Raw genomic sequence first — 26,351 nt, 5'->3', positions numbered from 1 at the left:
GTTTGGCGTGCCTTTCCACGGATTGGTCGCGATTTGGGCAAATGTGGCGCAGATGACTGCTAGAATCCCCCTGTTACAAACTTCCCCGGACCCGTGCACTTCATGCCCCAGTTTCCCCGGAATGCTGATTCGAGCCTGATACCAGGCAGCCGTTTCGCGCCACGCGCGGGCTGGCAGCGCCTGCGCGCCATCTTCTCGCTGAACGATCCGCGCTGGGGTCGCAATGGTGACGACGACGAGAAGAAGGACGGCCGCGACGACAACCGCCAGCAGAACCAGCGCCCGCAGCAGGATGGCGGCCCGCCGGACCTGGACGAACTGTGGCGCGACTTCAACCGCCGCCTGAATGGCCTGCTCGGCCGCAAGGAAAATGGCGGTGGCGGCAACCAGGGCTTCGGCGGCCCGCGCACCCCGGGCAAGAGCTCGGGCGTGGGCGTCGGTGTGATCGTGGCCGCGGTGGTCGGCATCTGGCTGGCCAGCGGCTTCTTCATGGTGCAGGAAGGCCAGACCGCCGTGATCCTGCAATTCGGCAAGTTCAAGTATTCGGCCGGTCCCGGCATCAACTGGCGGCTGCCCTGGCCGGTCCAGTCGGCCGAGGTTGTCAATCTGTCGGCGGTGCGCTCGGTCGAAGTGGGCCGCTCCACGTCGATCAAGGACAGCAACCTGAAAGACTCGTCGATGCTGACGCAGGACGAGAACATCATCGACGTGCGCTTCACCGTGCAGTACGTCATCCAGGACGCTACCGAGTTCCTGTTCTTCAACAAGACCGACCGCGGCGGCGACGAGGAACTGGTGACCCAGGCCGCCGAGACCTCGGTGCGCGAGATCGTCGGCCGCAACAAGATGGATGCGGTGCTGTACGAGAACCGCGAGCAGATCGCGCAGAGCCTGGCCAAGTCGATCCAGGCCATCCTGTCGGCCTACAAGACCGGCATCCGCGTGCTGTCGGTCAACGTGCAGAGCGTGCAGCCGCCCGAGCAGGTGCAGGCGGCATTCGATGACGTCAACAAGGCCAGCCAGGACCGCGAGCGCGCGATCAGCGAAGGCCAGGCCTATGCCAATGACATCATCCCCCGCGCCAAGGGTACCGCGGCGCGCCTGAAGGAGGAGGCCGAGGCCTACCGCTCCCGCGTGGTGGCGCAGGCCGAGGGCGATGCCTCGCGCTTCCGCTCGGTCCAGGCGGAGTACGCCAAGGCGCCGCAGGTGACGCGCGACCGGATCTATCTCGAAACCATGCAGCAGATCTACAGCAATTCGACCAAGGTGCTGGTGGACGCGCGCCAGGGCAACAACCTTCTCTACCTGCCGCTGGACAAGCTGATGGCGCAAGGCGGCGATGGCCGTGCGGCCACCCCGGGTCAGCCGGGTGCCGGCGGCACGCCGGCACCGGCTCCCGAGACTTCGCCGGATACCCGGTCGCGCGAATCGCTGCGCAACCGTGACCGCGACTCGCGCTGAGGAGACCCGTCATGAACCGACTGATTTCCTTCTCGATTGGCTTTTTCATCCTGCTGGCCGTGGTGTCGTCGATGCTGTTCGTGGTCGACCAGCGCCAGTACGCGGTGGTGTTCGCCTTCGGCGAGATCAAGCAGGTGGTGCGTGAGCCCGGCCTGCATTTCAAGCTGCCGCCGCCGTTCCAGAATGTGGTCTTCATGGACCGCCGCCTGCAGACCATCGACGTGGCCGCCAACGAGCGCTTCCTGACCGCCGAGAAAAAGAGCATGGTGGTGGACTGGTTCGTCAAATGGCGCATTACTGATCCGCGCAAGTTCTTCGTCGCCTTTGGCGGCAACCTGCGTGGCGCCCAGGACCGCATGACCCAGCGTATCGACGCCGTGGCGCGCGAGGAGTTCGGCAGGCGCACCGTGGCCGACGTGGTCGCGGGCGAGCGCGAACAGGTGATGCAGGCTATCCGCAACGGCATGGTCGAATACGCCAAGTCGGTGGGCGTCGAGATCCTGGACGTGCGCCTGAAGCGCGTCGACCTGCTGCCGGCGATCAGCGAATCGGTGTACCGGCGCATGGAGGCCGAGCGCAAGCGCGTGGCCAACGAGCTGCGCTCCACCGGTGCCGCCGAGGGCGAAAAGATCCGCGCCGACGCCGACCGCCAGCGCGAAGTGGTGCTGGCCGAGGCCTATCGCGATGCCCAGGTGATCAAGGGCAATGGCGATGCCAAGGCGTCGCAGATCTACGGCGATGCCTTTGGCCGCGACCCGCAGTTCGCGCAGTTCTGGCGCAGCATGGAAGCGTATCGCAACACCTTCCGCGACAAGCGCGACGTGCTGGTGCTGGAGCCAAATTCCGACTTCTTCCGCTACATGCGTTCCAGCGGCGGTGCCGCGGCGGCCGCGTCCGGCGGATCCGGAGGCAAGCGCTAGAACGTCCGCTTGTCCGTGCGGCGAATTGACGAAACCCCGGCTTGCCGGGGTTTTGTCCGGCTGGAGCCATCATTGCCGAGTGATGGACCGGGCGCGCCGGGAGGCAAGACCGCGGCAACAATGTGCCGGGCGCGGCCCGGCACCGCGGGCGCGGAGCCCGCGGGGTAACCGAATGACCGAAAAGAGATTCACCATGTCCAACCATTGGCTGCTGCCAGAAAACATTGCCGACGTGCTGCCGTCGGAAGCGCGCAAGATCGAAGAACTGCGCCGCCGCATGCTGGACCTGTTCCGCACCTACGGCTACGAGCTGGTGATGCCGCCGATGCTGGAGTACCTGGAGTCGCTGCTGACCGGTACCGGTCATGACCTGGACCTGCGCACGCTCAAGCTGGTGGACCAGCTGTCGGGCCGCACCATGGGCCTGCGTGCCGATATCACGCCGCAGGTGGCGCGCATCGACGCCCACCTGCTGAACAGGCCCGGCGTGACGCGCCTGTGCTATGCCGGCAACGTGCTGCACGCGCGCCCGGCGGGCTTCCATGCCACGCGCGAGCCGATCCAGATCGGCGCCGAGATCTACGGCCACGCCGGCCTCGAAGCCGACGTCGAGATCCAGGAGCTGATGCTGGCCGCGCTGCAGGCGGCGGGCCTGTCGGAGATCCGCATCGACCTGTGCCACGCCGGCATCCTGGAGGCGCTGCTGGCCGGATTGCCGTCGATCCGCAAGACCGAGGACGCGCTCTTTGCCGCGCTCGAGACCAAGGACGTGCCCGCGCTGCGCGAGCTGACCGCGGGCATGCCGCAGACCGAACGCGATGCGCTGCTGGCGCTGCCAACGCTGTACGGCGGCGTGGAAGTGCTGGACCGCGCCCGCGCCACGCTGCCGGCGAGCCCGGCGATCGGCCGCGCGCTGGACGAACTCGCAGCGCTGGCGGTGCAGGTGCGTGGCGCCAGCGTCAATATCGACCTGTCGGACCTGCGCGGTTACCACTATCACAGCGGTGTGATGTTCGCGGCCTACGTGGCGGGCCTGCCCAACTACGTGGCCCGTGGCGGGCGCTATGACAAGGTGGGCGAAGCCTTCGGCCGCGCTCGCCCGGCGACGGGTTTCTCGCTCGACCTGCGCGAAGTGGCGTCGCTGTCACCGGTGGAAGTGCGCGCCCAGGCGATATTCGCACCCTGGGATGCGGACCCGGCACTGCGGGCGGCGATTTCCGCGCTGCGTGCCGCCGGCGAGATCGTGATCCAGTCGTTGCCCGGCCATACCCACGAGCTCGACGAATTCAACTGCGATCGCCAGCTGGTGCGCCAGGATTCCAGCTGGGCCGTGGTGCCGCGCTGACGCAGGGCGAGCAATCCCGGCCAAAAATCGGGAATCGCCCTGCAACAAGAGTAGAATACGTTTTTAACCTATTGACCAAAGCAATATGTCCGCATCCGCAGTAGGCCAGGGACGCAATGTCGTCGTGATCGGCACCCAGTGGGGTGACGAAGGCAAAGGAAAAATCGTCGATTGGCTTACCGACCATGCAAAGGGCGTGGTGCGGTTCCAGGGAGGCCACAACGCCGGCCACACCCTGATCATCGGCGGCAAGAAGACCATTCTCCGCCTGATCCCGTCGGGCATCATGCGCGAAGGCACGATCTGCTACATCGGCAACGGTGTAGTGCTGTCGCCCGAGGCACTGTTCCGTGAAATCGAAGAACTCGAAGCCGCCGGCCTGCAGGTGCAGAGCCGCCTGCGCATCTCCGAAGCGGCAACGCTGATCCTGCCGTACCACGTCGCCATCGACAAGGCGCGCGAAGCCCGTCGCGGCGCGGCCAAGATCGGTACCACCGGCCGCGGCATTGGCCCGGCGTATGAAGACAAGGTTGCCCGCCGCGCGCTGCGCGTGCAGGACCTGTTCGATCCCGAGCAGTTCGCCGAGCGCCTGCGCGAGAACCTGGACTACCACAACTTCATGCTGACCCAGTACCTGGGCGCCGAAGCCGTGGACTTCCAGCAGACGCTGGACGACGCGCTGGCCTTCGCGCCGCGCCTGGCCCCGATGGTGGCCGACGTGTCGGCCGAGCTGTACGCGGTCAATGCCGCCGGTGGCAACCTGATGTTCGAAGGCGCGCAAGGCACGCTGCTCGACGTCGACCACGGCACCTATCCGTTCGTGACCTCGAGCAACTGCGTGGCCGGTGCGGCCGCCGCGGGCGCCGGCGTCGGCCCGGGCCGCCTGAACTACATCCTGGGCATCACCAAGGCCTACTGCACGCGCGTGGGCTCGGGCCCGTTCCCGAGCGAGCTGTACGACAACGACAACCCGCAGCGCCAGGACCAGGTCGGCGTGCGCCTGGCCAACGTCGGCAAGGAATTCGGTTCCGTCACCGGCCGTCCGCGCCGCACCGGCTGGCTGGATGCCGCCGCGCTCAAGCGCTCGGTGCAGATCAACGGCGTGTCGGGCCTGTGCCTGACCAAGCTGGACGTGCTCGATGGCCTGGACAGCATCAAGCTGTGCGTCGGCTACACGCTCGACGGCCAGACCGTCGACATCCTGCCGCGCGGCTCTGACGCCGTGGCGCGCTGCGAGCCGGTCTATGAAGAGTTCCCGGGCTGGAACGAGTCGACCTTCGGCGTGAAGTCGTGGGACGCGCTGCCCGAGGCGGCCCGCGTCTACCTGAAGCGCGTGGAAGAAGTGGTCGGCATCCCGATCGACATGATCTCGACCGGTCCGGACCGCGACGAGACCATCCTGCTGCGTCACCCGTACAAGGCCTGACCTGGCAACCACCGGAAGCACGACGTAGTGCCGCGGCGCCACGAACGCCGCGGCCTGCAACAGATCATCGGCCCGCGCAAGCGGGCCGAGCCTTATTGGCGATCCGGGCCAACCGGCCACGAAGATATCTAGAGCAAAACGATGAACCTGCCAACCAACGATGAAGAGAACCTGTGGGTCTCGTGGGACGAATACCACCGCCTGATCGCACGCCTGTCGCTGAACGTGCATGAGTCGGGCTGGAAGTTCGACAAGATCCTGTGCCTGGCGCGCGGCGGCCTGCGCGTGGGCGACCAGATGTCGCGCATCTTTGACGTGCCCCTGGCGATCCTGGCCACCAGCAGCTATCGCGAAGCCGCCGGCACGCAGCAGGGCGACCTGGATATCGCGCAGTACATCACCATGACGCGCGGCGAGCTGTCGGGCAAGATCCTGCTGGTCGACGACCTGGTCGATTCGGGTATCACGCTGGAACGCGTGGGCCGCCACCTGAAGGAACGCTATCCGGCGGTGACCGAGGTGCGCTCGGCGGTGCTGTGGTACAAGGCCTGCTCGAAGATCGAGCCGGATTATCACGTGACTTTCCTGCCGTCGAACCCCTGGATCCACCAGCCGTTCGAAGAGTACGACACGCTGCGCCCGCACAACCTGGGCGCGTGGCTCAAGCGCGGCAAGCGCGCCAGCCTGCTCGACGACGACGCGAGCGCCTGAGCGCGGCTCGCCGCACCTGTGCCGGCGTCGCCCGCCGCGCGGCACGGGCACGGATGGCGTCAATAGCCGACCGTGTAACGCTGGCGCGAATGCGCCGGCTTTTCGATCTCGTCGAGCATCGCAATCGCGTAGTCCTCCATCGCCAGTTCTTGCCCGCGGCATCGCTCAGCAGGGCTTCCTCGCCGATACGGAAGTTGCCGGTGCGCTCGCCCGGCTCGAACAGCGCCGACGGCGACAGGAAGGTCCAGTCGATCTGTTGCTCGCCATGCAGCGCATTGAGGAAATCGCGACCCGCCAGGGCTTCGGTCTGGTACGCGTGGGGAAAGGTCGGCGTATCCACCAGTTGCACATCCGGTGCGACATGGAGGCTGCCCGCGCCGCCCACCACCAGCAGGCGAGGCACGCCGGCCTGGCGCACCGCCGAGGTGACCTGATGCGCGTTCAGTTGCGCGAAGCGCGCCATGCTGATGACGACGTCACGATGGCAGGGACGGGGACGCGATATGGTGGTCGTCGGAATGCCGGAATCGCCACTGAAGCTGTTACACTCCTCGACATTGCCGGGCCGATGTGGTTTGGTTGCCGCGCAAGGCATTGCGCGCGGTTTCAAGGACGGGAAAAACCCCGTACGCTCACGTATGACACCGCGGCGGATTGCCGCCAAGCAAGGAGTGGAAGTTGCCGGATCTGGTACGCCAACAATGCGCCGAAAACAAAAAACCCGCAGGGCTCGAAAGCGCTGCGGGTTTCCCGGTGATCTGGTGCCCAGGAGAGGACTCGAACCTCCACAGTGTTGCCACCGCTAGGACCTGAACCTAGTGCGTCTACCAATTCCGCCACCTGGGCAGGTGTCGAAACAACCGAAGCGCTCATTATAGAGAGCGCGAGAATTTTGTCAAATAGTTTCCAGAAAAAATTGAATCAGAACAACTATCCGATCCCCAGCCGGGAAGAAATCCTGGGCGTGCTGAGAACGTCGGGATCTCCGCAGTCGGCAGGCGATATCGCCAAGGCCTTGTCGGTCACGCGCAAGGAGCATGACGGCTTCCAGAAGCGCCTGGCAGCGATGGAACGCGACGGCCAGATCGAACTGAACCGCAAGGGCCGCTATGAACTGGCCCACCAGCCCAACTTCGTCACCGGCCGCGTGCAGGGCCATCGCGACGGCTTCGGCTTCCTGATCCGCGACGATGGCGAAGACGATATCTTCCTGCCCGAGCGCGAGCTGCAGAAGGCCATGCACAACGACCGCGCGCAAGTGCGCGTGGTGGGCTACGACCGCCGCGGCCGGCCCGAGGGCCAGATCGTCGAGATCATCGAGCGCGCCAACCGCTACGTGATCGGACGGCTGCTGAGCGAGGGCGGCGTGCTGGTGGTCGCGCCGGAGGACAAGCGCATCAGCCAGGACATCCTGATTCCGCCCAAGGCGCAGGGCAAGGCGCGCGTGGGGCAGGTGGTCAGCGTCGAGCTGATCGAATATCCCGACCGCTATGTGCAGCCGGTGGGCCGCGTGGTGGAAATCCTCGGCGAGATCGACGATCCCGGCATGGAGATCGAGATCGCGGTGCGCAAGTATGGCGTGCCGCACGCCTTCTCCCCGGCGGCGGCCAAGGAAGCCGCCGCATTGCCGGACGAGGTGCGCCAGGCCGACCTGGACCACCGCATCGACCTGCGCGATATTCCGTTGGTGACCATCGACGGCGAAGACGCGCGCGACTTCGACGACGCGGTCTATTGCGAGCCGGTCAAGATCGGCCGTGCGAAAGGCTGGCGCCTGATCGTGGCGATCGCCGATGTGTCGCATTACGTGCGCCCCGGCGCGTCGCTGGATGCCGATGCGCTGGACCGCGCCACTTCTGTCTACTTCCCCCGCCGCGTGATTCCGATGCTGCCGGAGAAGCTGTCCAACGGACTGTGCTCGCTCAATCCCAACGTCGACCGGCTGTGCATGGTCTGCGATGCGGTGCTCACCGCCAAGGGCGAACTCAAGGGCTACCAGTTCTATCCCGCGGTGATGCACTCGACCGCGCGCCTGACCTACAACGAGGTCTGGTCGGTCCTGTCCAACACCAAGGGTCCCGAGGCACACAAGCGTGCCGAGCTGGTGCCGCACCTGCAGAACCTGTACGAGCTGTTCCAGGTCCTGCTCAAGGCGCGGCGCGAGCGTGGCGCGATCGACTTCGACACCACCGAGACCTATATCGTCTGCAATGCGCAGGGCAAGATCGAGCAGATCCTGCCGCGCACCCGCAACGATGCGCACCGGCTGATCGAGGAATGCATGCTGACCGCCAACGTGTGCGCGGCGGATTTCCTCGAGCGCTTCAAGCACCCGGCGCTGTACCGCATCCACGCCGGCCCCAGCGAAGAGAAGCTGAAGAACCTGCGCGAGTTCCTGAAGACCGCCGGCCTGTCGCTGGGCGGCGGCGACAAGCCGCAGGCGTCCGACTATGCCGAGGTGATGGACAAGATCAAGTCCCGCCCCGATGCGCCGATGCTGCAGACGATGCTGCTGCGCTCGATGCAGCAGGCCGTCTACAGCCCCGACAACATCGGCCACTTCGGCCTGGCGTACGGGGCCTATGCGCACTTCACCAGCCCGATCCGCCGCTATCCCGACCTGCTGGTGCACCGCGCGATCAAGGCCGTGCTTGCGCACACCAAGTACCAGCCGGCCTTTGCGCACGGTACCGAGCTGAACACCGCGATCTCGCCCAAGGCGCGCCGCCTGCAGGCCAAGGACGCCGAGCAGAAGGCGGAACTGGCCGCCGCGCGCGCCAGGCGCAACGAGGCGATCTGGGACGAGCTTGGCCTGCATTGCTCGGCCAACGAGCGCCGCGCCGACGAAGCGTCGCGCGATGTCGAGGCCTGGCTCAAGTGCTACTTCATGCGCGACAAGCTGGGCAGCGATTTTGCCGGCACCGTCAGCGCCGTGACGTCGTTTGGCATCTTCGTGCAGCTCGACGAACTATATGTCGAGGGGCTGGTGCACGTGACCGAACTGGGCAGCGATTACTTCCAGTACGACGAGGCCCGCAATGAACTGCGTGGCGAGCGCACCGGCATCCGTTATCGCCTGACCGACCGCGTGCGCGTGCAGGTCTCGCGTGTGGACCTCGATGCACGCAAGATCGATTTCCGCCTCGTGCAGGAACCGTCGGCCAAGACATTGCGCGCGCGCGCAACGGGCACCGACACCCAGCCGCGCGTTCCGGCCGCCCATGCGGTGCCGGCGCGCAAGAAGGGCCGCCAGCTGGCGGCGCTGCTGGGCGGATCGTCCAAGCCGGAGGAGTCGTTCGACGAGACGCTCGACCGCGTGATCGAGGAGCAGCCGGTGTTCGAAGCGGTGATCACGCCGCTCAAGCCACACATCGGTACTGGCGGCAAGCCGGCCAAGCGCGCGGCCAAGCCCAAGCCCGCGCACCTGGAGAAGCCGCGCAAGCCGGCTTCGAAGTCACGTCCTGCCAAAACGGCCGGCAAGTCCGCCGCCAAGCGCACGCCGCGCAAGCGTTAAGGCACGTCAGGCCTGGTTAAGGCTAACCGCTGTCCCCGCTGCGCGGGGACAGCGCCCGGGCGAGTACAATCGCGCCCATGGCTAAACAAAAACTCCTGATCGGCTTCCACGCCGTGACCGCGCGCCTGCGGCAAGATCCCAAGGGCGTGTCGGATATCTACATCGAATCCGCCCGCCGCGACCGGCGCATGCAAGACTTCGTGCGCCTGGCCGAAAGCCTGGGCGTGCGCCTGCATCCGGTCGACGCCGAGCGCCTGCGCGGCATGGCGGGCACCGACCGGCACCAGGGCGTGGTCGCGCGGGCCGAAGACGTTGCCCTCGCGCTGAACCTGGACGAACTGCTGGATGGCATCGAAGGCACGCCGCTGCTGCTGGTGCTCGACGGCGTCACCGATCCCCACAACCTGGGTGCCTGCCTGCGCGTGGCCGACGGCGCCGGCGCGCACGCGGTGATCGCGCCCAAGGACCGCAGCGTCGGCCTCAATGCAACCGTGGCCAAGGTGGCCAGCGGCGCGGCCGAGACCGTGCCGTATATCACCGTGACCAACCTGGCGCGCACGCTGCGCGAGCTGCAGGAACGCGGCATCTGGGTGATCGGAACCGCCGACGGTACCGAGAAATCCCTCTACGACATCGACTTCAAGGGCCCGACCGCGATCGTGATGGGCGCCGAAGGGGAGGGCATGCGCCGCCTGACGCGCGAGACCTGCGACGAACTGGTCGGCATCCCGATGGCCGGCGGTGTCGAGAGCCTCAACGTCTCGGTGGCCAGCGGCGTCTGCCTGTACGAGGCGGTGCGCCAGCGGCGCGTGCCGCGCTGACGCCATGGTGGCCGATCCGCTGCGCCCCACCTCTGAGCCCTGGCCCGGGATGGAAGAGGCGCGTCGGCTGATAGCGCAGGCGCGCAGCATCTTCGTGCTGACCGGCGCCGGTATTTCGGCCGAGTCGGGCGTGCCGACCTTCCGCGATGCGATGACTGGCCTGTGGGAACGGTTCAATCCGGAGGAACTGGCCAGCGAAGAGGCCTACCGGCGCCAGCCCGAACTGGTGTGGGAGTGGTATCTGCACCGGCGCGCGCTGGTCGCGGGCGCGCATCCCAATCCGGCGCACCACGCGCTGGTGGCGCTGGCCGTGCAAAAGCGCGTCACGCTGGTGACGCAGAATGTCGACGGCCTGCACCAGCGTGCCGGCAGCCAGCATGTGATCGAGCTGCATGGCAACCTGTTCGCCAACAAATGGCTGGAGGGGTGCGGACGCTGCGACGAAGCCAGCGCGTTGCCCGGCATGCCGCCGCGCTGCCACTTGTGCGGGGCGCTGATGCGCCCGGGGGTGGTGTGGTTCGGCGAAGACCTGCCGCGCGTGGCGCGCTTTCGTGCCGAGCATGCGGCGCAGACCTCGGACCTGTGCCTGGTAGTGGGAACGTCGGGACTGGTCTATCCCGCTGCCGCGCTGCCGGCGCTGGCGAAGGAGCACGGCGCGCCCGTCATCGTGATCAACCCGCTGCCGTCCGCGCTGGACCAGACCGCGGACCTCGTGGTGCAGGCAGCGGCAGGCGCCTGCCTGCCGCTGCTGTGGCCGCAGCCGGGCGTGGAGCCCGACTGAGCGCGACTGAGCCGGCCCTGCCGGCTTACCTGCCGACTTACCTGGCGCTTATTTGGCAATCTCGCCGATCAGCTTTTCCAGCTTGACCGCATCCGCCGCGAACAGCCGGATGCCTTCGGCCAGCTTCTCGGTGGCCATCGCGTCTTCATTCAGCTGCCAGCGGAACGATGCCTCGTCCGCCGCGATGCGGGCGATATTGGCGGCCTGGGCCTGGTCGACCGACAGCTTGCGCTCGGACGCACCCTGGCCGGCGGCCAGTTGCTCCAGCAGTTCCGGGCTGATGGTCAGCAGGTCGCAGCCGGCCAGCGACAGGATCTGCGCGGTGCTGCGGAAGCTGGCGCCCATCACCTCGGTCGGATAGCCGAACTTCTTGTAGTAGTCATAGATCTGGCGCACCGAGCGCACGCCGGGATCGTTGTCGCCGCCGTTGGCGACCGGGTCCCACTGCTCGCCGGCCTGCTTCTTGTACCAGTCGAAGATGCGCCCGACGAAGGGCGAGATCAGCTGCGCGCCGGCCTCGGCGCAGGCCACGGCTTGCACGAGCGAGAACAGCAGCGTCATGTTGCAGCGGATGCCGTCGCGCTGCAGGATCTCGGCCGCGCGGATGCCTTCCCAGGTCGACGCGATCTTGATCAGCACGCGCTCGCGCGCGATGCCGCGCTGCTCGTACAGCTGGATCAGGTGGCGGGCCTTGTTGACGGTGGCGGTCGTGTCGAACGACAGGCGCGCGTCGACTTCGGTCGAGACGCGGCCAGGCACGATCGCCAGGATCTCGCAGCCGAAGGCGATCAGCACCTCGTCCATTACCGCATCGACGCCGCCGTTGCCGTGGTGGTCTTGCACCGCCTTCTCCAGCAGGTGCCGGTATTCGGGCTTCTGCACGGCCTTCAGGATCAGCGAGGGATTGGTGGTCGCGTCCTGCGGGGTGTATTGCTTCATCAGCTGGAAGTCGCCGGTGTCGGCCACTACCGTGGTGAACTGCCTGAGTTGTTCGAGCTGGTTCATGTCGCTTAGTCGTTGGTGCTGAATTGGCGCTGAATCGTTGGCGATTCGGTTTGCGGTGGCGGCGCGGCAAGCGCTTGCCCCGGCTGATCCATTGTACCGCCGGTGGCGGGGTATGCCGCTCAATCCGCTACACTATGCGTTTCCCCAACGCAATCTGGCTGTTGTCATGACTCAGGACGAACTCAAGGCGCTGGTGGCGCAGGCCGCCGCCGACTATGTGAAGCAGGAAGTTCCCGAAGGCGCCGTGCTGGGCGTGGGCACCGGCTCCACCGCCAACCTCTTCATTGACGCCGTGGCGGCGTTCAAGGAGCGCTTCGCGGGTGCCGTGTCGAGCTCAGAGGCTTCCACGCGCCGCCTTCAGCAGCACGGGTTCAAGGTGCTGGACCTGAACGAAGTCGACGAGATTCCGGTGTACGTCGACGGCGCCGACGAGATCGATGCCAGCGGCGCCATGATCAAGGGCGGTGGCGGCGCGCTGACGCGCGAGAAGATTGTTGCCTCGGTGGCGAAGCGTTTTGTCTGCATCGCCGACGGCAGCAAGCTGGTTGGTACCATGGGCGCCTTCCCGCTGCCAGTCGAGGTGATCCCGATGGCACGTGCGGCGGTCGCGCGCAAGCTGCAGGCGCTGGGCGGCCAGCCGAAGCTGCGCATGACCAAGGAAGGCGGCATCTACAAGACCGACAACGGCAATGTGATCCTGGACGTCGCCGGCCTGAAGATCGACGATCCGCGCGGGCTCGAGCAAACCGTCAATCAGGTGCCGGGCGTGGTGACGGTGGGCCTGTTCGCGCTGCGTGGCGCGGACGTGCTGCTGCTTGGCACCGGCGACGGTGTGCAGCGCACGGACTACTGATCCGATGCATAGGTCAGTCGGCCGTTAAGCGGTAGTCGATCGGCCAGCAGTCGATCGGCCAGCAAAAAGGGGTGCCTCGGGCACCCCTTCGTCGTTTGACGCGGTCCGGGAATCAGGACTGCGGCGGCACGTAGCCCTGCGCCTGATCGGCGCCTTCGCCGAAGAAGTACTTTTCGGTCTGCTTGATCAGGTACTGGCGTGCGCGCGTGTCGGCCATATTCAGGCGGTTCTCGTTGATCAGCATGGTCTGGTGCTTGAGCCAGCCGGCCCATGCTTCCTTCGACACGCTCTGCCAGATCTTCTTGCCCAGTTCGCCGGGCAGCGGCGGGAAGTCGAGGCCTTCGGCTTCCTTGTTCAGCTTGATGCAATGGACCATGCGGGCCATGGGGGACTCCTTGTTCGTTCGTTAGACTGGGCTAGAGGGCGCTGGCGCTATTGTAGCCAAGCAGGGCGGCTGGCCGCGGCGCGGCGGCCATTGACCCTACGCCGTCACAGTTTTTTCATCAGCACCATCGACTTGCGCTGCCAGTTATAGAGCTTGCGCTTGTCTTCGGGCAGGTCGTCCACCGTGGCGTGGACGAAGCCGCGCTTGAGGAACCAGTGCTCGGTGCGCGTGGTGAGCACGAACAGCTTGTCCAGGCCCAGCGTGCGCGCGCGACGCTCGATGCGCTTGAGCAGGCGCTCGCCATCACCGGTGCCCTGGGCCTCGGCGGAGACCGTCAGGCAGGCCATTTCCCCCATGTTCTCGCGCGGGTAGTCATAGAGCGCGGCACAGCCGAACAGCACGCCATCGTGCTCGATCACCGAGAAGTTGGCGATATCGCGCTCGATCAGGTGGCGTCCGCGCGGCACCAGCGTGCCGTCCGCTTCCAGCGGCGCGATCAGCTGCAGGATGCCGCCAACGTCGTCCAGCGTGGCTTCGCGCAGGCTTTCGAGGTCGGTATCGGAAAGCATGGTGCCGACACCGTCGTGCAGGAACAGTTCCAACAGCACCGAGCCGTCCAGCGCATAGGGAATCAGGTGCGCGCGCGGCACGCCGCCCTTGAGCGCCTTGACCAGGTGGCGCAGGTAGTCGGCCACGTCGGGCGGCAGGTGGTTGTTCTGCAGGCGCTCCACGGCCGTGCGCAGCGACATTTCCGGCATCAGCTTGCCGACCGGGTCGGGCACGCCCGGCACCTCGGTGATGAAGATCAGCTTGTCGGCCTTGAGCGCGGTGGCGGTGGCGCTGGCCACGTCCTCCATCGACAGGTTGAAGGCCTGGCCGGTCGGAGAGAAGCCCAGCGGCGACAGCAGTACCACCTTGCCATGCGACAGCGACATGCGCACCGACTCGGCATCGATTTTGCGCACCAGCCCGGTGTGCTGGTAGTCGGTGCCGTTGACGATGCCGACCGGGCGCGCCGTGACGAAGTTGCCGGAAATCACGGACAGCTGCGCGCCGGCCATCGGCGTATTGGGCAAGCCCTGGCTGAATGCGGCCTCGATATCGAGCCGCAGCTCGCCGGCGGCTTCCTTGGCACATTCGAGCGCGGCGTTGTCGGTGATGCGCACGCCGTCGACGAATTGCGACTCGACATGGCGCAGCGCCAGTTGCTCTTCCACCTGCGGGCGCGAGCCATGCACCAGCACGATCTGCATGCCCATCGCATGCAGCAGCGCCACGTCGTTGACCAGCGCATTGAGCACGCCCGACTTGACCAGTTCGCCCGCGAAGGCGATCACGAAGGTCTTGCCGCGGAAGGCATGGATATATGGCGCCACCATGCGCAGCCAGTCGACGAACTGCTGGTGGTCGGGGCCGCCGCGTTCGATGGTGTCGGCGGCCACCGGCACCGGCGCGGTGGCGGGCGCGGTGGAAATCGGGGCGGGCGGTGGGAGTTCGGCCGTGGCGGGCGGCTCCGCCGCCGTGGCGGCTGCCGTGTCGGTAGAGGTCGCCGGCTGCGGCGTATCGGTTCTGGCGTTCATCCCGCGGATTATAATCCCGGCCAATGTCAGAACAACGCCCCTTCAAGGCTGCAAAGCCCGTCAGGCCAGGTCAACCCGCCGCCCCGCAGACGCCGGCCGGTGCCGGCCAGTCCACGCCATCCCATCCGTCCCGCCCGCCCAAAGGGCAGACGCCGGGCCAGGCCCCGGGGCAGCCCCGAGGACAGGCCCAGCGCCCGGCCAGGCCGCCCGCCGGACGCCCGGAGCCCGCTGCCGCCCGCCCGGCCGGCGAACCCGGCCAGCGCCAGCCGCGCGGCCCGCGCCAGGAGCGCCCGCCGCGCCCGCCACGGGTGGTCAATCCGCTGCCCTCGATCACGTTCCCCGAGGCCCTGCCGGTCTCGGCCCGCCGCGACGAGATCGCCGCCGCGCTGCTGGCCAGCCAGGTCGTGATCGTGTCGGGCGAGACCGGCTCGGGCAAGACCACGCAGCTGCCGAAGATCTGCCTGTCGATCGGGCGCGGTCCGGGGCGCGAGGGTGGGGGGCTGATCGGCCACACCCAGCCGCGCCGCATCGCCGCGACCTCCACCGCCAAGCGCATCGCGCAGGAGCTGGGGTCGCCGGTGGGCGAGCATGTCGGCTACCAGGTGCGCTTCAACGACACCATGTCGGCGGGCGCGTCGGTCAAGCTGATGACCGACGGCATCCTGCTGGCCGAGACACAGAACGACCCGCTGCTGCGCGCTTACGACACCCTCATCATCGACGAGGCGCACGAGCGCAGCCTGAACATCGACTTCCTGATCGGCTACCTGCGCCAGATCCTGCCGAAGCGGCCCGACCTGAAGGTGATCATCACCTCGGCCACCATCGATGCGCAGCGCTTTGCCGAGCATTTCACGCTCAACGGCAAGCCAGCGCCGGTGATCGAGGTCAGCGGCCGGCTGTATCCGGTGGAAGTGCGCTACCGCCCGATCACCGACGACGCGCCGCCGGGCGCCGCGCCGCGCAGCGCGCAGGCGCGCGAGCGCGACCTCTACGACGGCATTGTCGATGCCGTTGACGAGCTGTGCCGCGTCGGCCAGGGCGACGTGCTGGTGTTCCTGCCGGGCGAACGCGAGATCCGCGAGGCTGCCGAGGCACTGCGCAAGCACCATCCGCCGCATACCGAGATCCTGCCGCTGTTCGCGCGGCTGTCGGTGCAGGAGCAGGAGCGGGTATTCAAGCCGTCCAACGCGCGCCGCATCGTGCTGGCGACCAACGTCGCCGAGACCTCGCTGACGGTGCCGGGCATCCGCTACGTGGTCGATACCGGGATGGCCCGCGTCAAGCGATACTCCTATCGCAACAAGGTCGAGCAGCTGCAGGTCGAGTCGATCTCGCAGGCAGCCGCCAACCAGCGCGCCGGCCGTTGCGGCCGCGTGGCCAACGGCGTGTGCATCCGGCTATACGAAGAGTCGGATTTCACCGGTCGGCCGCGCTTCACCGACCCCGAGATCCTGCGTTCGTCGCTGGCGGCGGTGATCCTGCGCATGAAGGCGCTGCGGCTGACCGACATCGAATCGTTCCCGTTTATCGAACCGCCGCTGGGCCGCGCCGTCGCCGACGGCTACCAGCTGCTGCAGGAACTGGGCGCGGTCGATGACGCCAACCAGCTCACGCCGACGGGGCGGCAGCTGGCCAAGCTGCCGCTCGATCCACGCGTGGGCCGCATGATCCTGGCCGCGCGCGAGCACCAGTGCCTGCGCGAGGTGCTGGTCATCGCCAGCGCGCTGTCGGTGCAGGACCCGCGTGACCGCCCGCAGGAGGCGCAGGAAGCCGCAGACCAGGCGCATCGCAAGTTCATGGACGAGAGGTCCGAGTTCCTGGGCTGGGTCAAGCTGTGGAAGTGGTTCGAGGACGCGGTAACGCACAAGAAGTCGAACCGCCAGTTGCAGGACCAGTGCCGCGCCAGCTTCCTGTCGCACCTGCGCCTGCGCGAATGGCGCGACGTCCATTCGCAGCTGCTGACCACGGTGGCCGAGCAGGGCTGGCGCCTGAACGAGAGCGAGCCGACCTACGAGCAGGTGCACAAGGCGCTGCTTACCGGCCTGCTCGGCAACGTCGGCGTGCGCATCGAGGATGGCGACGGCAAGGGCCGCGAGTACCTGGGCGCGCGCGGCATCAAGTTCCACCTGTGGCCGGGTTCGCTGATCGCGCGCAAGGTCGGCCGCTGGATCGTGGCGGCCGAGCTGGTCGAGACCAGCCGCCTGTTCGCGCGCACGCTGGCGCGCATTGAGCCGGAGTGGCTGGAGCAGATCGGCGGGCACCTGCTCAAGGTGAGCTGGAGCGATCCGCACTGGGAAAAGAAGGCCGGCCAGGTGCTGGCGCTCGAACGGGCCACGCTGTACGGCCTGGTGGTCTACCAGCACCGCCGTGTCCACTACGGTCCGATGAACCCGCAGGAAGCGCGCGAGCTCTTTATCCGCCGCGCGCTGGTCGAGGGCGAATTCGATACGCGCCTGCCATTCTTCGCGCACAACCAGCGCCTGGTGCGGGAGATCGAAAACCTGGAGCACAAGTCGCGCCGGCAGGATGTGCTGGTCGACGACGAGCTGATCTACGCCTTCTATGATCGCGCCATCCCGGCCGAGATCAACCAGCAAACAACCTTCGAGCAGTGGTACCAGGCCGAAAGCGCCAAGGACCGCAAGCTGCTCTACCTGAACCGCGACGAGCTGATGCGGCACGAGGCGGCCGGCATCACCACCGACCTGTTCCCCAAGACCATGAACGTGGCCGGGGTGGACATGGGGCTGACCTACCACTTCGAGCCGGGCAGCCACCGCGACGGTGTGACGCTGACCGTGCCGCTGTACGCGCTCAACCAGGTGCGGCAGGAGCGCGCCGACTGGCTGGTGCCGGGCATGATCAAGGAGAAGGTCCACCTGCTGCTGAAGTCATTGCCGCAGAAGCTGCGCCGCCATTGCGTGCCGTTGCCGGACTTTGCGGCCGGCTTTGTCTCGCGCCAGCCGTTCGGCGAGGGCGAGCTGCTGGACGTGCTGATCGCCGATATCCGCGAGCAGACCGGCACCATGGTCAAGCGCGCCGACTTCAAGCTGGAAACGCTGCCGGCGCACCACGCGATGAACTTCAAGGTCATCGACGAGCACGGCCGCCAGCTCGACATGGGCCGCAACCTGGCGCAACTGCGCGCCGAGCTGGGCGGCCAGGCTCAGCAGTCGTTCCAGCGCGTTGCGGCGCAGGCGGCCGCGCAAGCCGGCTCGCCCGACCAGGCCGCGCAGCTGCCGGCCGCAGAGCCTGGCCAGTATGAGAACCTGACCGGCTGGACCTTCGGCGAACTGCCGGAGCTGCTTGAGATCCGCAAGGGCAGCCAGACGCTGTTCGGCTACCCGGCGCTGGTCGACCGCGGCACGCACTGCGACGTCGAGGTCTTCGACGATCCGCAGGAAGCCGCGCGCATCCACCACCTGGGGCTGCGCCGGCTGTTCGCGCTGCAGCTGCGCGAACAGGTCAAGTTCATCGAAAAGAACATACCCGGGCTGCAGCAGATGGCGATGCAGTACATGACGCTGGGTACGCAGGAAATGCTGCGCGACCAGATCGTGATGCTGGCGCTGGAACGCGCCTGCATGCAGGCGCCGCTGCCGCGCAATGAGGCCGAGTTCAACGCCCGCAAGGACGAAGGCCGCACGCGGCTGTCGCTGCTGGCGCAGGAGATTGCACGGCTGGCCGGCGCGATCCTTGCCGAATACGCCGGGCTGCCGCGCAAGCTGCTGCAGGCCAAGCCGTTCGCGGCAGCCTACGCCGACATGGAAGGCCAGCTTGGCCGGGTGATGAGCAAGCGCTTTATCGACGAGACCCCGTACACGCAGCTGGTCCACTTCCCGCGTTACCTGAAGGGCATCGCCATGCGCATCGACAAGCTCAAGGGCGATCCGGCGCGCGATACCCAGCGCATCCAGGAGATGGCGCCGCTGTTGCAGCAATGGCAGCGCGCCGAAAAGCAGCTGCGCACGCAAGGGCGGGGCGGGGAGGACGCGCGGCTGGAAGAATTCCGCTGGATGCTGGAGGAACTCCGCATCGCCCTGTTCGCGCAGGAGCTGCGCACCCCCGTGCCGATGTCGGTGAAGCGGCTGCAGAAGGTGTGGGAATCGATGCAGCGCTGAGGCGCGAGCGCCCGTACGGCCCGAATGGTCGTGCCGGCGCAACAATCTGCCAAATTCTTCTCCGCCGTCAACCGAGACGTCATCGGAATTAGCCGCCCAAACGTTAGAATCGCCGATTCAGTTCTTTCTTGTAGCGGGTCTTATGTTCGCATTGCGTCGGTGGGTGGCTGGTGGGATCACGGTGGGCGCGCTCGCGCTGGGCCTGATGGCCGCGCCGGCATCGGCGGAAGTGGTGGTGATCCTTAATTCGGGTGATGCAACCGTCACGCTGATCGACAAGGACACGCAGAAGGTGCTGGAGACCTTCCCGATTGGCAAGGAGCCGCACCACCTGATCGCGACGCCCGACGACAAGTCGCTGATCATCGCCAACGCGGTCGGCAACGACCTGGTGTTCCTGGACCCGGTAACCGGCAAGGTGCAGCAGCGCATGCCCAATATCGACGACCCCTACCAGATCGGCTTCTCGCCCGACCAGAAGTGGTTCGTCGCCACCGGCAACCGGCTCGACCGCGTCGACGTCTACCGCTGGGACGGCAAGGCGCTGAAGCTGGCCAAGCAATACCCGCTGGCCAAGACCCCCAGCCATATCGCGTTCACCGCCGACAGCCGCATCGCCTTTATCACGCTGCAGGACTCCAACGAGGTCGCCGCGATCGACCTGATCACGCAGAACGTGTTGTGGCGCATGGAGACTGGCTCCGCGCCGGCCGGCATCTGGGTCACGCCGGACCAGAAATACCTGCTGGTCGGCATGACGGGCGCGGACTACGTTGCCGTGATCGACTGGCGCACCCGCGCGGTGGTCAAGCAGATCCAGACGGGCAAGGGCGCGCACAACTTCCGCGCGGTGGGAGACAGGCGCCACCTGTTCCTGAGCAACCGCGTGACCGGCAGCATCAGCATCATCGACCAGCAGACGCTGGCCAAGATCGGCGACATCACGGGCCTGCCGCCGGGCCCTGACGACATGGAACTGACCTCCGACGGCAAGACGCTGTGGGTGACGTTCCGCTGGGCGCGCGCGGTCGGGCTGGTCGACGTGCCGAGCCGCAAGCTGGTCAAGACCGTGCGCGTTGGCCGCTCGCCGCACGGCATCTATTTCCGCACGCGCGCGCCGCTGTACTGAACCGGGCGGGGCAGGACCAATGCGCGATACCAGGGCTTCGCGATTCCGAGGATTCGTACGATTCGGCAGGATGCTGGCTGGGCTCGCGCTTGCCTGCGCCTTGCCCTCCGCGCTGCATGCGGCGGATGCCACCGGGGCGGCTGCGAAAGCCTGCCCGGCCGGCACGCTCTACCTGACCTTCGATACCGGCAGCATGAGCCAGGCGCAGCTGATCGCCGACACGCTGCGCCGGCACAAGATCCGTGCGACCTTCTTCCTGGCCAATGAACCGACGGTGCGGCAGGACAGTTCGCTCGACCGCTCCTGGGCGCCATACTGGAAGGCGCTGGCCGGGGACGGCCATGCCTTTGGCACGCATACTTTCGACCATGTCTACCTGCGCGGCGTGCGTGCCGGGCAGGTGACCATGCGGCCGCAGTTCGGTGCGCAGGCGGGCAAGGACACCGTGATGGATGCTGCCGGTTTCTGCAGCGAACTGCGTCGCAGCGCCGACGCTCTCCGCGACATGACCGGTGCCGAGATGATGCCGCTCTGGCGCGCCCCGGGCGGCCGCACCGCGCCGCAGACGCTGCAATGGGCCGAGCAGTGCGGCTTCCGCCACGTCGGCTGGGCGCCGGCCGGTTTCCTGGGCGATGAGCTGGCGTCGGATCGCTACCCGAATGCAATGCTGCTCGAGCGAGCGCTCGGCAAGCTGCGCGATGGCGACATCACCATGGCGCACCTGGGCATCTGGTCGCGCAAGGATCCGTGGGCGCCGGGCGTGCTGGAGCCGCTGCTGTCCGGGCTGGAGCGCAAGGGCTTCTGCTTCGCGACGCTGCGCGAGCATCCGGCCTACCGCGACTGGATCGCCCGGCATGCCAGCGGACAACAGGAGGGCAGGCGGTAATGTGGGAGTCGCTCAACGGCTGGATCGGGCAGGTCGAAGGCACGCTGTTCCAGGACGTGGTGCTGCCTGTGGTCTATGACCTGGGCTTCGGCCGCTATGCCGAAGAGGCCTTCACCGGCACCGAATGGCTGCTGGTGGGGCTGGTGCAGATCGCCGTGATGTTCCTGATCCTGGGTCCGCTGGAAAAATGGCGTCCCGTCGAGCCGGTGGCCGACCGCGCCGCGATCCGCACCGACATGATCTACACGGCGATCCACCGCCTCGGGCTGTTCCGGCTCGCCATGTTCTTCCTGCTGGCGCCGCTGACCGACTCGCTCGAAGGGCACCTGCGGCTGATGGGCTGGCACCGCATCAACGTCGAGGACTGGTGGCCGGGCGTGACTTCGGTGCCGCTGGTCAGCTTCTTCGTCTACCTGCTGCTGTTCGACCTGCTCGATTACTGGTATCACCGCCTGTCGCATACGTTCCGCTGGTGGTGGCACCTGCACGCGGTGCACCACAGCCAGCGCCAGATGACACTCTGGAGCGACAACCGCAACCACCTGCTGGACGACATGCTGCGCGACCTGGTGTTCGCGCTGGTGGCGCTGGGCGTCGGCGTCGAGCCCTCGCAATATGTGCTGCTGGTGGCGCTGTCGCAGTTGCTGCAGAGCCTGCAGCATGCCAACCTGCGGCTGCATTTCGGCAACATCGGCGAACGCCTGCTGATCTCGCCGCGTTTTCATCGCACCCATCATGCCGTTGGCATCGGCCATGAGGCCGACGGTGCCCCGGCGCGGCTGGGCGGCTGCAATTACGGGGTGATCTTCCCATGGTGGGACATGCTGTTCGGCACCGCGGTCTTTGCCGAAAGCTACCACCCCACCGGTATCCGCGACCAGCTGCCGCCGCCGCTGGGCAAGGGCCACGACTACGGCACGGGCTTTCTCGCCCACCAGTGGTACGGCATCAAGCGCCTGCTGCGGCTGCGCTGAAGCGATCCTCTACCGCCCCCGCCGCAGTCCGCGCGGCGGGGGCAAGTGGCGTATGCTAGTGTTCCGGTTTGCCGCCGGCACCGGCGCCGGCTCCAACGCCGGCTGTATTCGCCTTCCACCGCATAAACGCCGAGTCCACGCTCGGACCCACGCTGCATGAACGATATCTTCCGCTCGTTTGGCCGCGCGCTTGTCAGCCAGCTGCATCCGCGCATGCTGCTGCTGACCGTGCTGCCTTTCGTCCTGTCCACGCTCTTCTGGGGCGGGCTGCTCTGGTGGGGCTGGGATCCCATCATGACCGCCACGCGCGGTTTCCTCGAAGCCTCGGTGCTGACCAGCTGGATCTACAGCGCACTGGACTGGCTCAGCCTGCAATCGATGCGCGCGGTGGTGGCGCCGCTGTTCGTTGCCGCGCTGGCGGTCCCGCTGGTGATCGCATCGATGCTGATGTTTATCGGCGTGTTCTCGGTGCCGGCGGTGGTGCGCCACCTGGAGCGCAGCTACCCGGACCTGGCCAAGTCTCACGGCGGTAGCTTGCTCGGCAGCGTGTTCCAGTCGCTCGCCAGCACCGTCGTGTTCCTGTTGCTGGTGCTGGTGACGCTGCCGCTGTGGCTGGTGCCACCGTTCTTCGCCCTGATCCCGCCGGTGCTGTGGGGCTGGCTGACCTACCGGGTGATGACCTATGACGCGCTGTCCGACCATGCCAGCGCGGAAGAACGCAAGACGCTGATGCGGCGTCACCGCACGCCGCTGCTGGTGATCGGCGTGGCCGTGGGTCTGCTGGGCTCGGCGCCCACGCTGCTGTGGGTGTCGTCCGCGGCGGTGATCTTCCTGTTTCCGTTCGTGCTGGCCGGCATGCTATGGCTGTACGTGCTGATTTTTATCTTTTCGGCACTGTGGTTCGGCCATTTCTGCCTGCGCGCGCTGGCGCAGCTGCGCGCTGAACGCGCCGCACCGCCGCCGGCACAGCAACCCTCCGGTCCATCCGCGGGCGGCGACATCATCGACCTGGCGCCCTCCGACGTGCGGCGCATCGAACATTCCTGAAGCGAGGGCAACATGGGTTTCGGCCTGATCATCATCGGCGACGAGATTCTGTCGGGGCGACGCGAAGACAAGCATCTGCGCCGCACCATTGAACTGCTGGGCACGCGCGGCCTGGCGTTGGACTGGGCGCAGTATGTCGGCGACGACCGCGACCGCATCACCGCCACGCTCAAGCGCACCTTTGCCGGAACTGACGTGGTGTTCTGCACCGGCGGCATCGGCGCGACGCCCGACGACCATACGCGCCAGTGCGCGGCCGCGGCGCTCGGCGTGCCGCTGCAGCTGCATCCCGAGGCGCGCGAGCAGATCGCACTGCGCATCGCGGAGACCGCCGGCGGCGATCCCGTCAAGGCCGACCTGAACCAGCCGGAAAACCAGCACCGGTTCAAGATGGGCGAATTCCCCGAAGGCGCGCGCATCATCCCCAACAGCTACAACCGCATCCCGGGCTTTTCCGTGGGACATCACCACTTCATGCCCGGCTTCCCGGTGATGGCATGGCCGATGATGGAATGGGTGCTCGACCATGCGTATGCGCACCTGTTCCACCAGGTCCAGCGCCAGGAGCGCGCCTTCTATGTGTTCGAGGCGCCCGAGTCCACGCTGACTCCGCTGATGGAGAAAGTCGAAGCCGCCTTTGCCGGCATCCGCGTGTTCAGCCTGCCTTCGGTCGGCGACGTGCAGCGCGGCGACCGCTTCGCGCGCCGGCATATCGACCTGGGGGTCAAGGGGCCAGCCGACCTGGTGGCGCCCGCCTATGCCATGCTGCTCGACGGGGTGCGCGCGATGGGGTTTGAAGTCGTCGAGCAGCCGGCGAGGGAATCCGCGCAGGCCTGAGCGTCCGCGGCGGCGGTACAAACAAGAAGGGGCAGCCAGGCTGCCCCTTTCGTCATGCTGGCGTGGTAGCGCAGGTAGCTCAGGCCCCGTGCCACGGCAGGCCGCGCACGCACCAGCCTTCGACCGTCTTGCGGTGGTGGTGCTCGTCGCGATTGCCCTCGAACCCTTCCAGCACGTCCATGGCAAAGTGGTATCCGGCTTCGGTCGCCACGCGCGCGGCGTGCTTGGAGCGGGCCGCGCTGCGGCACAGGAACAGCACCGGCACGTCGGCCGGGACGCGCGCCTTCAGTTCCTCGACGAAGCGGGAGTTCTGCGCGCCGCCCGGGTAGGACATCCATTCGACATGGGCGAACTGCGCGTCGGGCACATCGACGCCGCCAACCCAGTCCAGTTCGGCCTGCGTGCGCACGTCGACCAGCACCGCGGCAGGGTCGTCCTGCAGCAGGGCATAGGCTTCCTGCGGCGACAGCGCACCGAAGTACGGAAGCTGGTTCTGTTGCTGGCGCTGCTGGGCGGCCTGGAGGAGATCGTCTCGGGTGGTCATCTGCGTGACAAAAGAAATGGATGGAATAGTGGCGCGAAGGCCGTAACCCGGTATTCTATAGCGCCGCGACAGCGCGGCGGCCGGAACGCGCGCTAGCGCTTGCGGGATGGCGCCACGAGCGGGCAGGAAATGACCGTTTTTGGTGCCACTGCACTATATCGGTGCTATTGCGGTGCGATAACTTGCCCATTGCACCATTCTGGTGTTTTATGGGTGGGCGGCCCGCGGATGTGCATGTCGATGGTGCGCCACCCGGCCGCAGCGTGGCGCGACGATACGGTCGGTGCCTACCCGCGACGGTGCGCGGTTCGCCGGAGTTGCACAATTTTCGGGCCGGGGAGGATAGTGGGGAGCTTGCTTGGCACGCTTTCTGCTAACATTCCTCGTCCTTTCGTGGCAAGGTCGGCAAGCGCGGCAACATGTAGCGGCGGCGCCGGCGACAGGCCCAAGAATTGGCTTTCTCAGACCTCAGATATTTGCCGAATACCCAGGAGATTGGCATGGCCCACAGCGTTGCAGACGTGATGAAGCTGGTGAAGGAAAACGACGTCAAGTTCGTCGACTTCCGTTTCACCGATACCAAAGGCAAGGAGCAACACGTGTCCGTGCCCGTGTCGCACTTCGATGAAGACAAGTTTGAGAGCGGCCACGCTTTCGACGGCTCGTCGATCGCCGGCTGGAAGGGTATCGAAGCTTCGGACATGCTGCTGATGCCGGATTCGAACACTGCTCACATCGACCCGTTCTATGAAGAGCCGACGCTGGTGCTGTCGTGCGACGTGATCGAGCCGTCGGATGGCAAGGGCTATGACCGCGACCCGCGTTCGATCGCCAAGCGCGCCGAAGCCTACCTGAAGAGCACCGGCCTGGGCGACACCGCCTTCTTCGGTCCGGAACCCGAGTTCTTCATCTTCGACGGCGTGACCTGGAACGTCGACATGCAAGGCTGCTTCGTGAAGATCCATTCGGAAGAAGCCCCGTGGTCGTCGGCCAAGGAATTCGAGCACGGCAACGCCGGCCACCGTCCGGGCAAGAAGGGCGGCTACTTCCCGGTTGCCCCGATCGACACCTTCCAGGACATGCGTTCGGAAATGTGCCTGATCCTCGAATCGCTGGGCATTCCCGTTGAAGTCCACCACCACGAAGTGGCTGGCCAGGGCCAGAACGAAATCGGCACCAAGTTCAGCACGCTGGTGCAGCGCGCCGACTGGACCCAGCTGCAGAAGTATGTGATCCAGAACGTCGCCCACACCTACGGCAAGACCGCTACGTTCATGCCGAAGCCGGTCGTTGGCGACAACGGCTCGGGCATGCACGTGCACCAGTCCGTGTGGAAGGACGGCCAGAACCTGTTCGCGGGCAACGGCTACGCCGGCCTGTCGGAATTCGCGCTGTACTACATCGGCGGCATCATCAAGCACGCCCGCGCGCTGAACGCCATCACCAACCCGGGCACGAACTCGTACAAGCGCCTGGTGCCCGGTTTCGAGGCTCCGGTCAAGCTGGCCTACTCGGCCCGCAACCGTTCGGCTTCGATCCGTATCCCGTATGTGGCCAACCCGAAGGGCCGCCGCATCGAGACCCGCTTCCCGGATCCGCTGATGAACCCGTACCTGGGCTTCTCGGCGCTGCTGATGGCCGGCCTGGACGGCGTGATGAACAAGATCCACCCGGGCGAAGCCGCCGACAAGAACCTGTACGACCTGCCGCCGGAAGAGGATGCAAAGATCCCGACCGTCTGCTCGAGCCTCGACCAGTCGCTGGAGTACCTGGACAACGACCGCGAGTTCCTGACCCGCGGCGGCGTGTTCTCGAACTCGATGATCGATGCGTACATCGAACTGAAGATGGAAGAAGTCACGCGTTTCCGCATGACCACGCACCCGGTCGAGTTCGAAATGTACTACTCGCTGTAAGCGGCCCTTGCCCGGGAATGACGCAGGTTGTGACCGGGCAACAGTTGCACCAGAAAGGGGCGGCTTCGGCTGTCCCTTTTTGCTTTGCTCGC

The 26,351-nt window shown here is 66.6% G+C and carries 20 protein-coding genes, 1 tRNA gene and 1 pseudogene; 16 read left to right on the top strand and 6 right to left on the bottom strand.

Features of this window, described 5'->3' with window-relative positions:
• Positions 1-102 precede the first annotated feature (102 nt).
• The 5 genes from hflK to J8I34_RS08545 all read left to right on the top strand — a co-directional run bounded on the left by hflK (position 103) and on the right by J8I34_RS08545 (position 5,863).
• A complete protein-coding gene (gene hflK, locus J8I34_RS08565; RefSeq protein ID WP_029046152.1) occupies positions 103-1,461 on the top strand; it encodes an FtsH protease activity modulator HflK in 1,359 nt (452 codons plus the stop codon).
• An 11-nt stretch (positions 1,462-1,472) separates the two neighbouring features.
• Entirely contained in the window at positions 1,473-2,381 is a 909-nt protein-coding gene (gene hflC, locus J8I34_RS08560) for a protease modulator HflC (RefSeq protein ID WP_209771937.1), read from the top strand.
• A gap of 193 nt (positions 2,382-2,574) precedes the next feature.
• Entirely contained in the window at positions 2,575-3,726 is a 1,152-nt protein-coding gene (locus J8I34_RS08555; protein WP_029046154.1) for an ATP phosphoribosyltransferase regulatory subunit, read from the top strand.
• Between the two features lie 85 nt (positions 3,727-3,811).
• Complete coding sequence (locus tag J8I34_RS08550) at positions 3,812-5,152, top strand: adenylosuccinate synthase (RefSeq protein WP_063238110.1); 1,341 nt, start codon at positions 3,812-3,814, stop codon at positions 5,150-5,152.
• Positions 5,153-5,293: 141 nt separating this feature from the next.
• Positions 5,294-5,863 carry a phosphoribosyltransferase gene (locus J8I34_RS08545; RefSeq protein WP_029046156.1) on the top strand — a complete coding sequence of 190 codons (570 nt, stop codon included), beginning with the start codon at positions 5,294-5,296 and terminating at the stop codon, positions 5,861-5,863.
• A 59-nt stretch (positions 5,864-5,922) separates the two neighbouring features.
• On the opposite strand, the pseudogene J8I34_RS08540 reads toward J8I34_RS08545, so the two are convergent.
• A pseudogene (locus tag J8I34_RS08540) lies at positions 5,923-6,341 on the bottom strand (NAD(P)-dependent oxidoreductase); the annotation flags it as partial.
• Between the two features lie 281 nt (positions 6,342-6,622).
• Positions 6,623-6,709: transfer RNA gene (locus J8I34_RS08535), tRNA-Leu, on the bottom strand.
• A gap of 70 nt (positions 6,710-6,779) precedes the next feature.
• On the opposite strand from J8I34_RS08535, the gene rnr reads away from it, so the two are divergent.
• From rnr to J8I34_RS08520, 3 genes are all read left to right on the top strand, one after another.
• The gene (rnr, locus tag J8I34_RS08530; RefSeq protein WP_029046158.1) at positions 6,780-9,377 is read left to right on the top strand and encodes a ribonuclease R; all 2,598 of its coding nucleotides are present in this window, start codon (positions 6,780-6,782) and stop codon (positions 9,375-9,377) included.
• 77 nt (positions 9,378-9,454) lie between these two features.
• Entirely contained in the window at positions 9,455-10,198 is a 744-nt protein-coding gene (gene rlmB / locus J8I34_RS08525) for a 23S rRNA (guanosine(2251)-2'-O)-methyltransferase RlmB (protein ID WP_029046159.1), read from the top strand.
• Between the two features lie 4 nt (positions 10,199-10,202).
• Positions 10,203-10,979, top strand: a complete 777-nt coding sequence (locus J8I34_RS08520; protein ID WP_209771943.1) for an SIR2 family NAD-dependent protein deacylase — start codon at positions 10,203-10,205, stop codon at positions 10,977-10,979.
• 48 nt (positions 10,980-11,027) lie between these two features.
• Here J8I34_RS08520 and tal read toward each other — a convergent pair whose 3' ends face one another.
• Positions 11,028-11,984: a transaldolase gene (gene tal, locus J8I34_RS08515; RefSeq protein ID WP_029046161.1), complete on the bottom strand. Its 957-nt coding sequence runs from the start codon at positions 11,982-11,984 to the stop codon at positions 11,028-11,030.
• Between the two features lie 166 nt (positions 11,985-12,150).
• Here tal and rpiA point away from each other — a divergent pair, with 166 nt between their 5' ends.
• Positions 12,151-12,837: a ribose-5-phosphate isomerase RpiA gene (gene rpiA / locus J8I34_RS08510; RefSeq protein WP_029046162.1), complete on the top strand. Its 687-nt coding sequence runs from the start codon at positions 12,151-12,153 to the stop codon at positions 12,835-12,837.
• A gap of 112 nt (positions 12,838-12,949) precedes the next feature.
• On the opposite strand, the gene J8I34_RS08505 is transcribed toward rpiA, so the two are convergent.
• Positions 12,950-13,222 (bottom strand): oxidative damage protection protein, encoded by a 273-nt coding sequence (locus J8I34_RS08505; RefSeq protein ID WP_029046163.1) that lies wholly within the window; start codon positions 13,220-13,222, stop codon positions 12,950-12,952.
• A 104-nt stretch (positions 13,223-13,326) separates the two neighbouring features.
• Positions 13,327-14,802 (bottom strand): amino-acid N-acetyltransferase, encoded by a 1,476-nt coding sequence (argA, locus tag J8I34_RS08500; RefSeq protein ID WP_029046164.1) that lies wholly within the window; start codon positions 14,800-14,802, stop codon positions 13,327-13,329.
• Between the two features lie 23 nt (positions 14,803-14,825).
• Here argA and hrpA point away from each other — a divergent pair, with 23 nt between their 5' ends.
• The 6 genes from hrpA to J8I34_RS08470 all read left to right on the top strand — a co-directional run bounded on the left by hrpA (position 14,826) and on the right by J8I34_RS08470 (position 23,799).
• Positions 14,826-18,926, top strand: a complete 4,101-nt coding sequence (gene hrpA, locus J8I34_RS08495) for an ATP-dependent RNA helicase HrpA (protein ID WP_209805819.1) — start codon at positions 14,826-14,828, stop codon at positions 18,924-18,926.
• 142 nt (positions 18,927-19,068) lie between these two features.
• Positions 19,069-20,055, top strand: a complete 987-nt coding sequence (locus J8I34_RS08490) for a YVTN family beta-propeller repeat protein (RefSeq protein ID WP_029046166.1) — start codon at positions 19,069-19,071, stop codon at positions 20,053-20,055.
• Positions 20,056-20,074: 19 nt separating this feature from the next.
• Complete coding sequence (locus J8I34_RS08485) at positions 20,075-20,941, top strand: polysaccharide deacetylase family protein (protein WP_029046167.1); 867 nt, start codon at positions 20,075-20,077, stop codon at positions 20,939-20,941.
• Positions 20,941-21,915: a sterol desaturase family protein gene (locus J8I34_RS08480; protein WP_209805818.1), complete on the top strand. Its 975-nt coding sequence runs from the start codon at positions 20,941-20,943 to the stop codon at positions 21,913-21,915. Before J8I34_RS08485 ends, J8I34_RS08480 begins: the two co-directional genes overlap by 1 nt.
• A 156-nt stretch (positions 21,916-22,071) precedes the next feature.
• Positions 22,072-22,962, top strand: coding sequence for an EI24 domain-containing protein (locus J8I34_RS08475; RefSeq protein ID WP_029046169.1), 891 nt, complete (start codon positions 22,072-22,074; stop codon positions 22,960-22,962).
• A gap of 12 nt (positions 22,963-22,974) precedes the next feature.
• Positions 22,975-23,799 (top strand): competence/damage-inducible protein A, encoded by an 825-nt coding sequence (locus J8I34_RS08470; protein ID WP_209771974.1) that lies wholly within the window; start codon positions 22,975-22,977, stop codon positions 23,797-23,799.
• Between the two features lie 79 nt (positions 23,800-23,878).
• Here J8I34_RS08470 and J8I34_RS08465 read toward each other — a convergent pair whose 3' ends face one another.
• Complete coding sequence (locus tag J8I34_RS08465; RefSeq protein ID WP_209805817.1) at positions 23,879-24,343, bottom strand: rhodanese-like domain-containing protein; 465 nt, start codon at positions 24,341-24,343, stop codon at positions 23,879-23,881.
• 500 nt (positions 24,344-24,843) lie between these two features.
• Between J8I34_RS08465 and J8I34_RS08460 the strand changes: the two genes are divergently transcribed.
• Positions 24,844-26,259, top strand: a complete 1,416-nt coding sequence (locus J8I34_RS08460) for a 3-hydroxylaminophenol mutase (protein ID WP_029046172.1) — start codon at positions 24,844-24,846, stop codon at positions 26,257-26,259.
• Positions 26,260-26,351: the final 92 nt, after the last annotated feature.

The sequence above is a fragment of the Cupriavidus phytohabitans genome, from assembly GCF_017815025.1.
Taxonomy (GTDB): domain Bacteria; phylum Pseudomonadota; class Gammaproteobacteria; order Burkholderiales; family Burkholderiaceae; genus Cupriavidus.
The sequence above is the reverse complement of the archived record's forward strand: the minus strand, read 5'-3'. Positions and strand labels throughout refer to the sequence as shown.

Bases quoted from the DNA above. Each gene is read 5' to 3' on its own strand.
- hflK (WP_029046152.1), top strand. From the start codon at position 103: ATGCCCCAGTTTCCCCGGAATGCTGATTCGAGCCTGATACCAGGCAGC.
- hflC (WP_209771937.1), top strand. From the start codon at position 1,473: ATGAACCGACTGATTTCCTTCTCGATTGGCTTTTTCATCCTGCTGGCC.
- J8I34_RS08555 (WP_029046154.1), top strand. From the start codon at position 2,575: ATGTCCAACCATTGGCTGCTGCCAGAAAACATTGCCGACGTGCTGCCG.
- J8I34_RS08550 (WP_063238110.1), top strand. From the start codon at position 3,812: ATGTCCGCATCCGCAGTAGGCCAGGGACGCAATGTCGTCGTGATCGGC.
- J8I34_RS08545 (WP_029046156.1), top strand. From the start codon at position 5,294: ATGAACCTGCCAACCAACGATGAAGAGAACCTGTGGGTCTCGTGGGAC.
- rlmB (WP_029046159.1), top strand. From the start codon at position 9,455: ATGGCTAAACAAAAACTCCTGATCGGCTTCCACGCCGTGACCGCGCGC.
- J8I34_RS08520 (WP_209771943.1), top strand. From the start codon at position 10,203: ATGGTGGCCGATCCGCTGCGCCCCACCTCTGAGCCCTGGCCCGGGATG.
- tal (WP_029046161.1), bottom strand. From the start codon at position 11,984: ATGAACCAGCTCGAACAACTCAGGCAGTTCACCACGGTAGTGGCCGAC.
- rpiA (WP_029046162.1), top strand. From the start codon at position 12,151: ATGACTCAGGACGAACTCAAGGCGCTGGTGGCGCAGGCCGCCGCCGAC.
- J8I34_RS08505 (WP_029046163.1), bottom strand. From the start codon at position 13,222: ATGGCCCGCATGGTCCATTGCATCAAGCTGAACAAGGAAGCCGAAGGC.
- argA (WP_029046164.1), bottom strand. From the start codon at position 14,802: ATGAACGCCAGAACCGATACGCCGCAGCCGGCGACCTCTACCGACACG.
- hrpA (WP_209805819.1), top strand. From the start codon at position 14,826: ATGTCAGAACAACGCCCCTTCAAGGCTGCAAAGCCCGTCAGGCCAGGT.
- J8I34_RS08490 (WP_029046166.1), top strand. From the start codon at position 19,069: ATGTTCGCATTGCGTCGGTGGGTGGCTGGTGGGATCACGGTGGGCGCG.
- J8I34_RS08485 (WP_029046167.1), top strand. From the start codon at position 20,075: ATGCGCGATACCAGGGCTTCGCGATTCCGAGGATTCGTACGATTCGGC.
- J8I34_RS08480 (WP_209805818.1), top strand. From the start codon at position 20,941: ATGTGGGAGTCGCTCAACGGCTGGATCGGGCAGGTCGAAGGCACGCTG.
- J8I34_RS08475 (WP_029046169.1), top strand. From the start codon at position 22,072: ATGAACGATATCTTCCGCTCGTTTGGCCGCGCGCTTGTCAGCCAGCTG.
- J8I34_RS08470 (WP_209771974.1), top strand. From the start codon at position 22,975: ATGGGTTTCGGCCTGATCATCATCGGCGACGAGATTCTGTCGGGGCGA.
- J8I34_RS08465 (WP_209805817.1), bottom strand. From the start codon at position 24,343: ATGACCACCCGAGACGATCTCCTCCAGGCCGCCCAGCAGCGCCAGCAA.
- J8I34_RS08460 (WP_029046172.1), top strand. From the start codon at position 24,844: ATGGCCCACAGCGTTGCAGACGTGATGAAGCTGGTGAAGGAAAACGAC.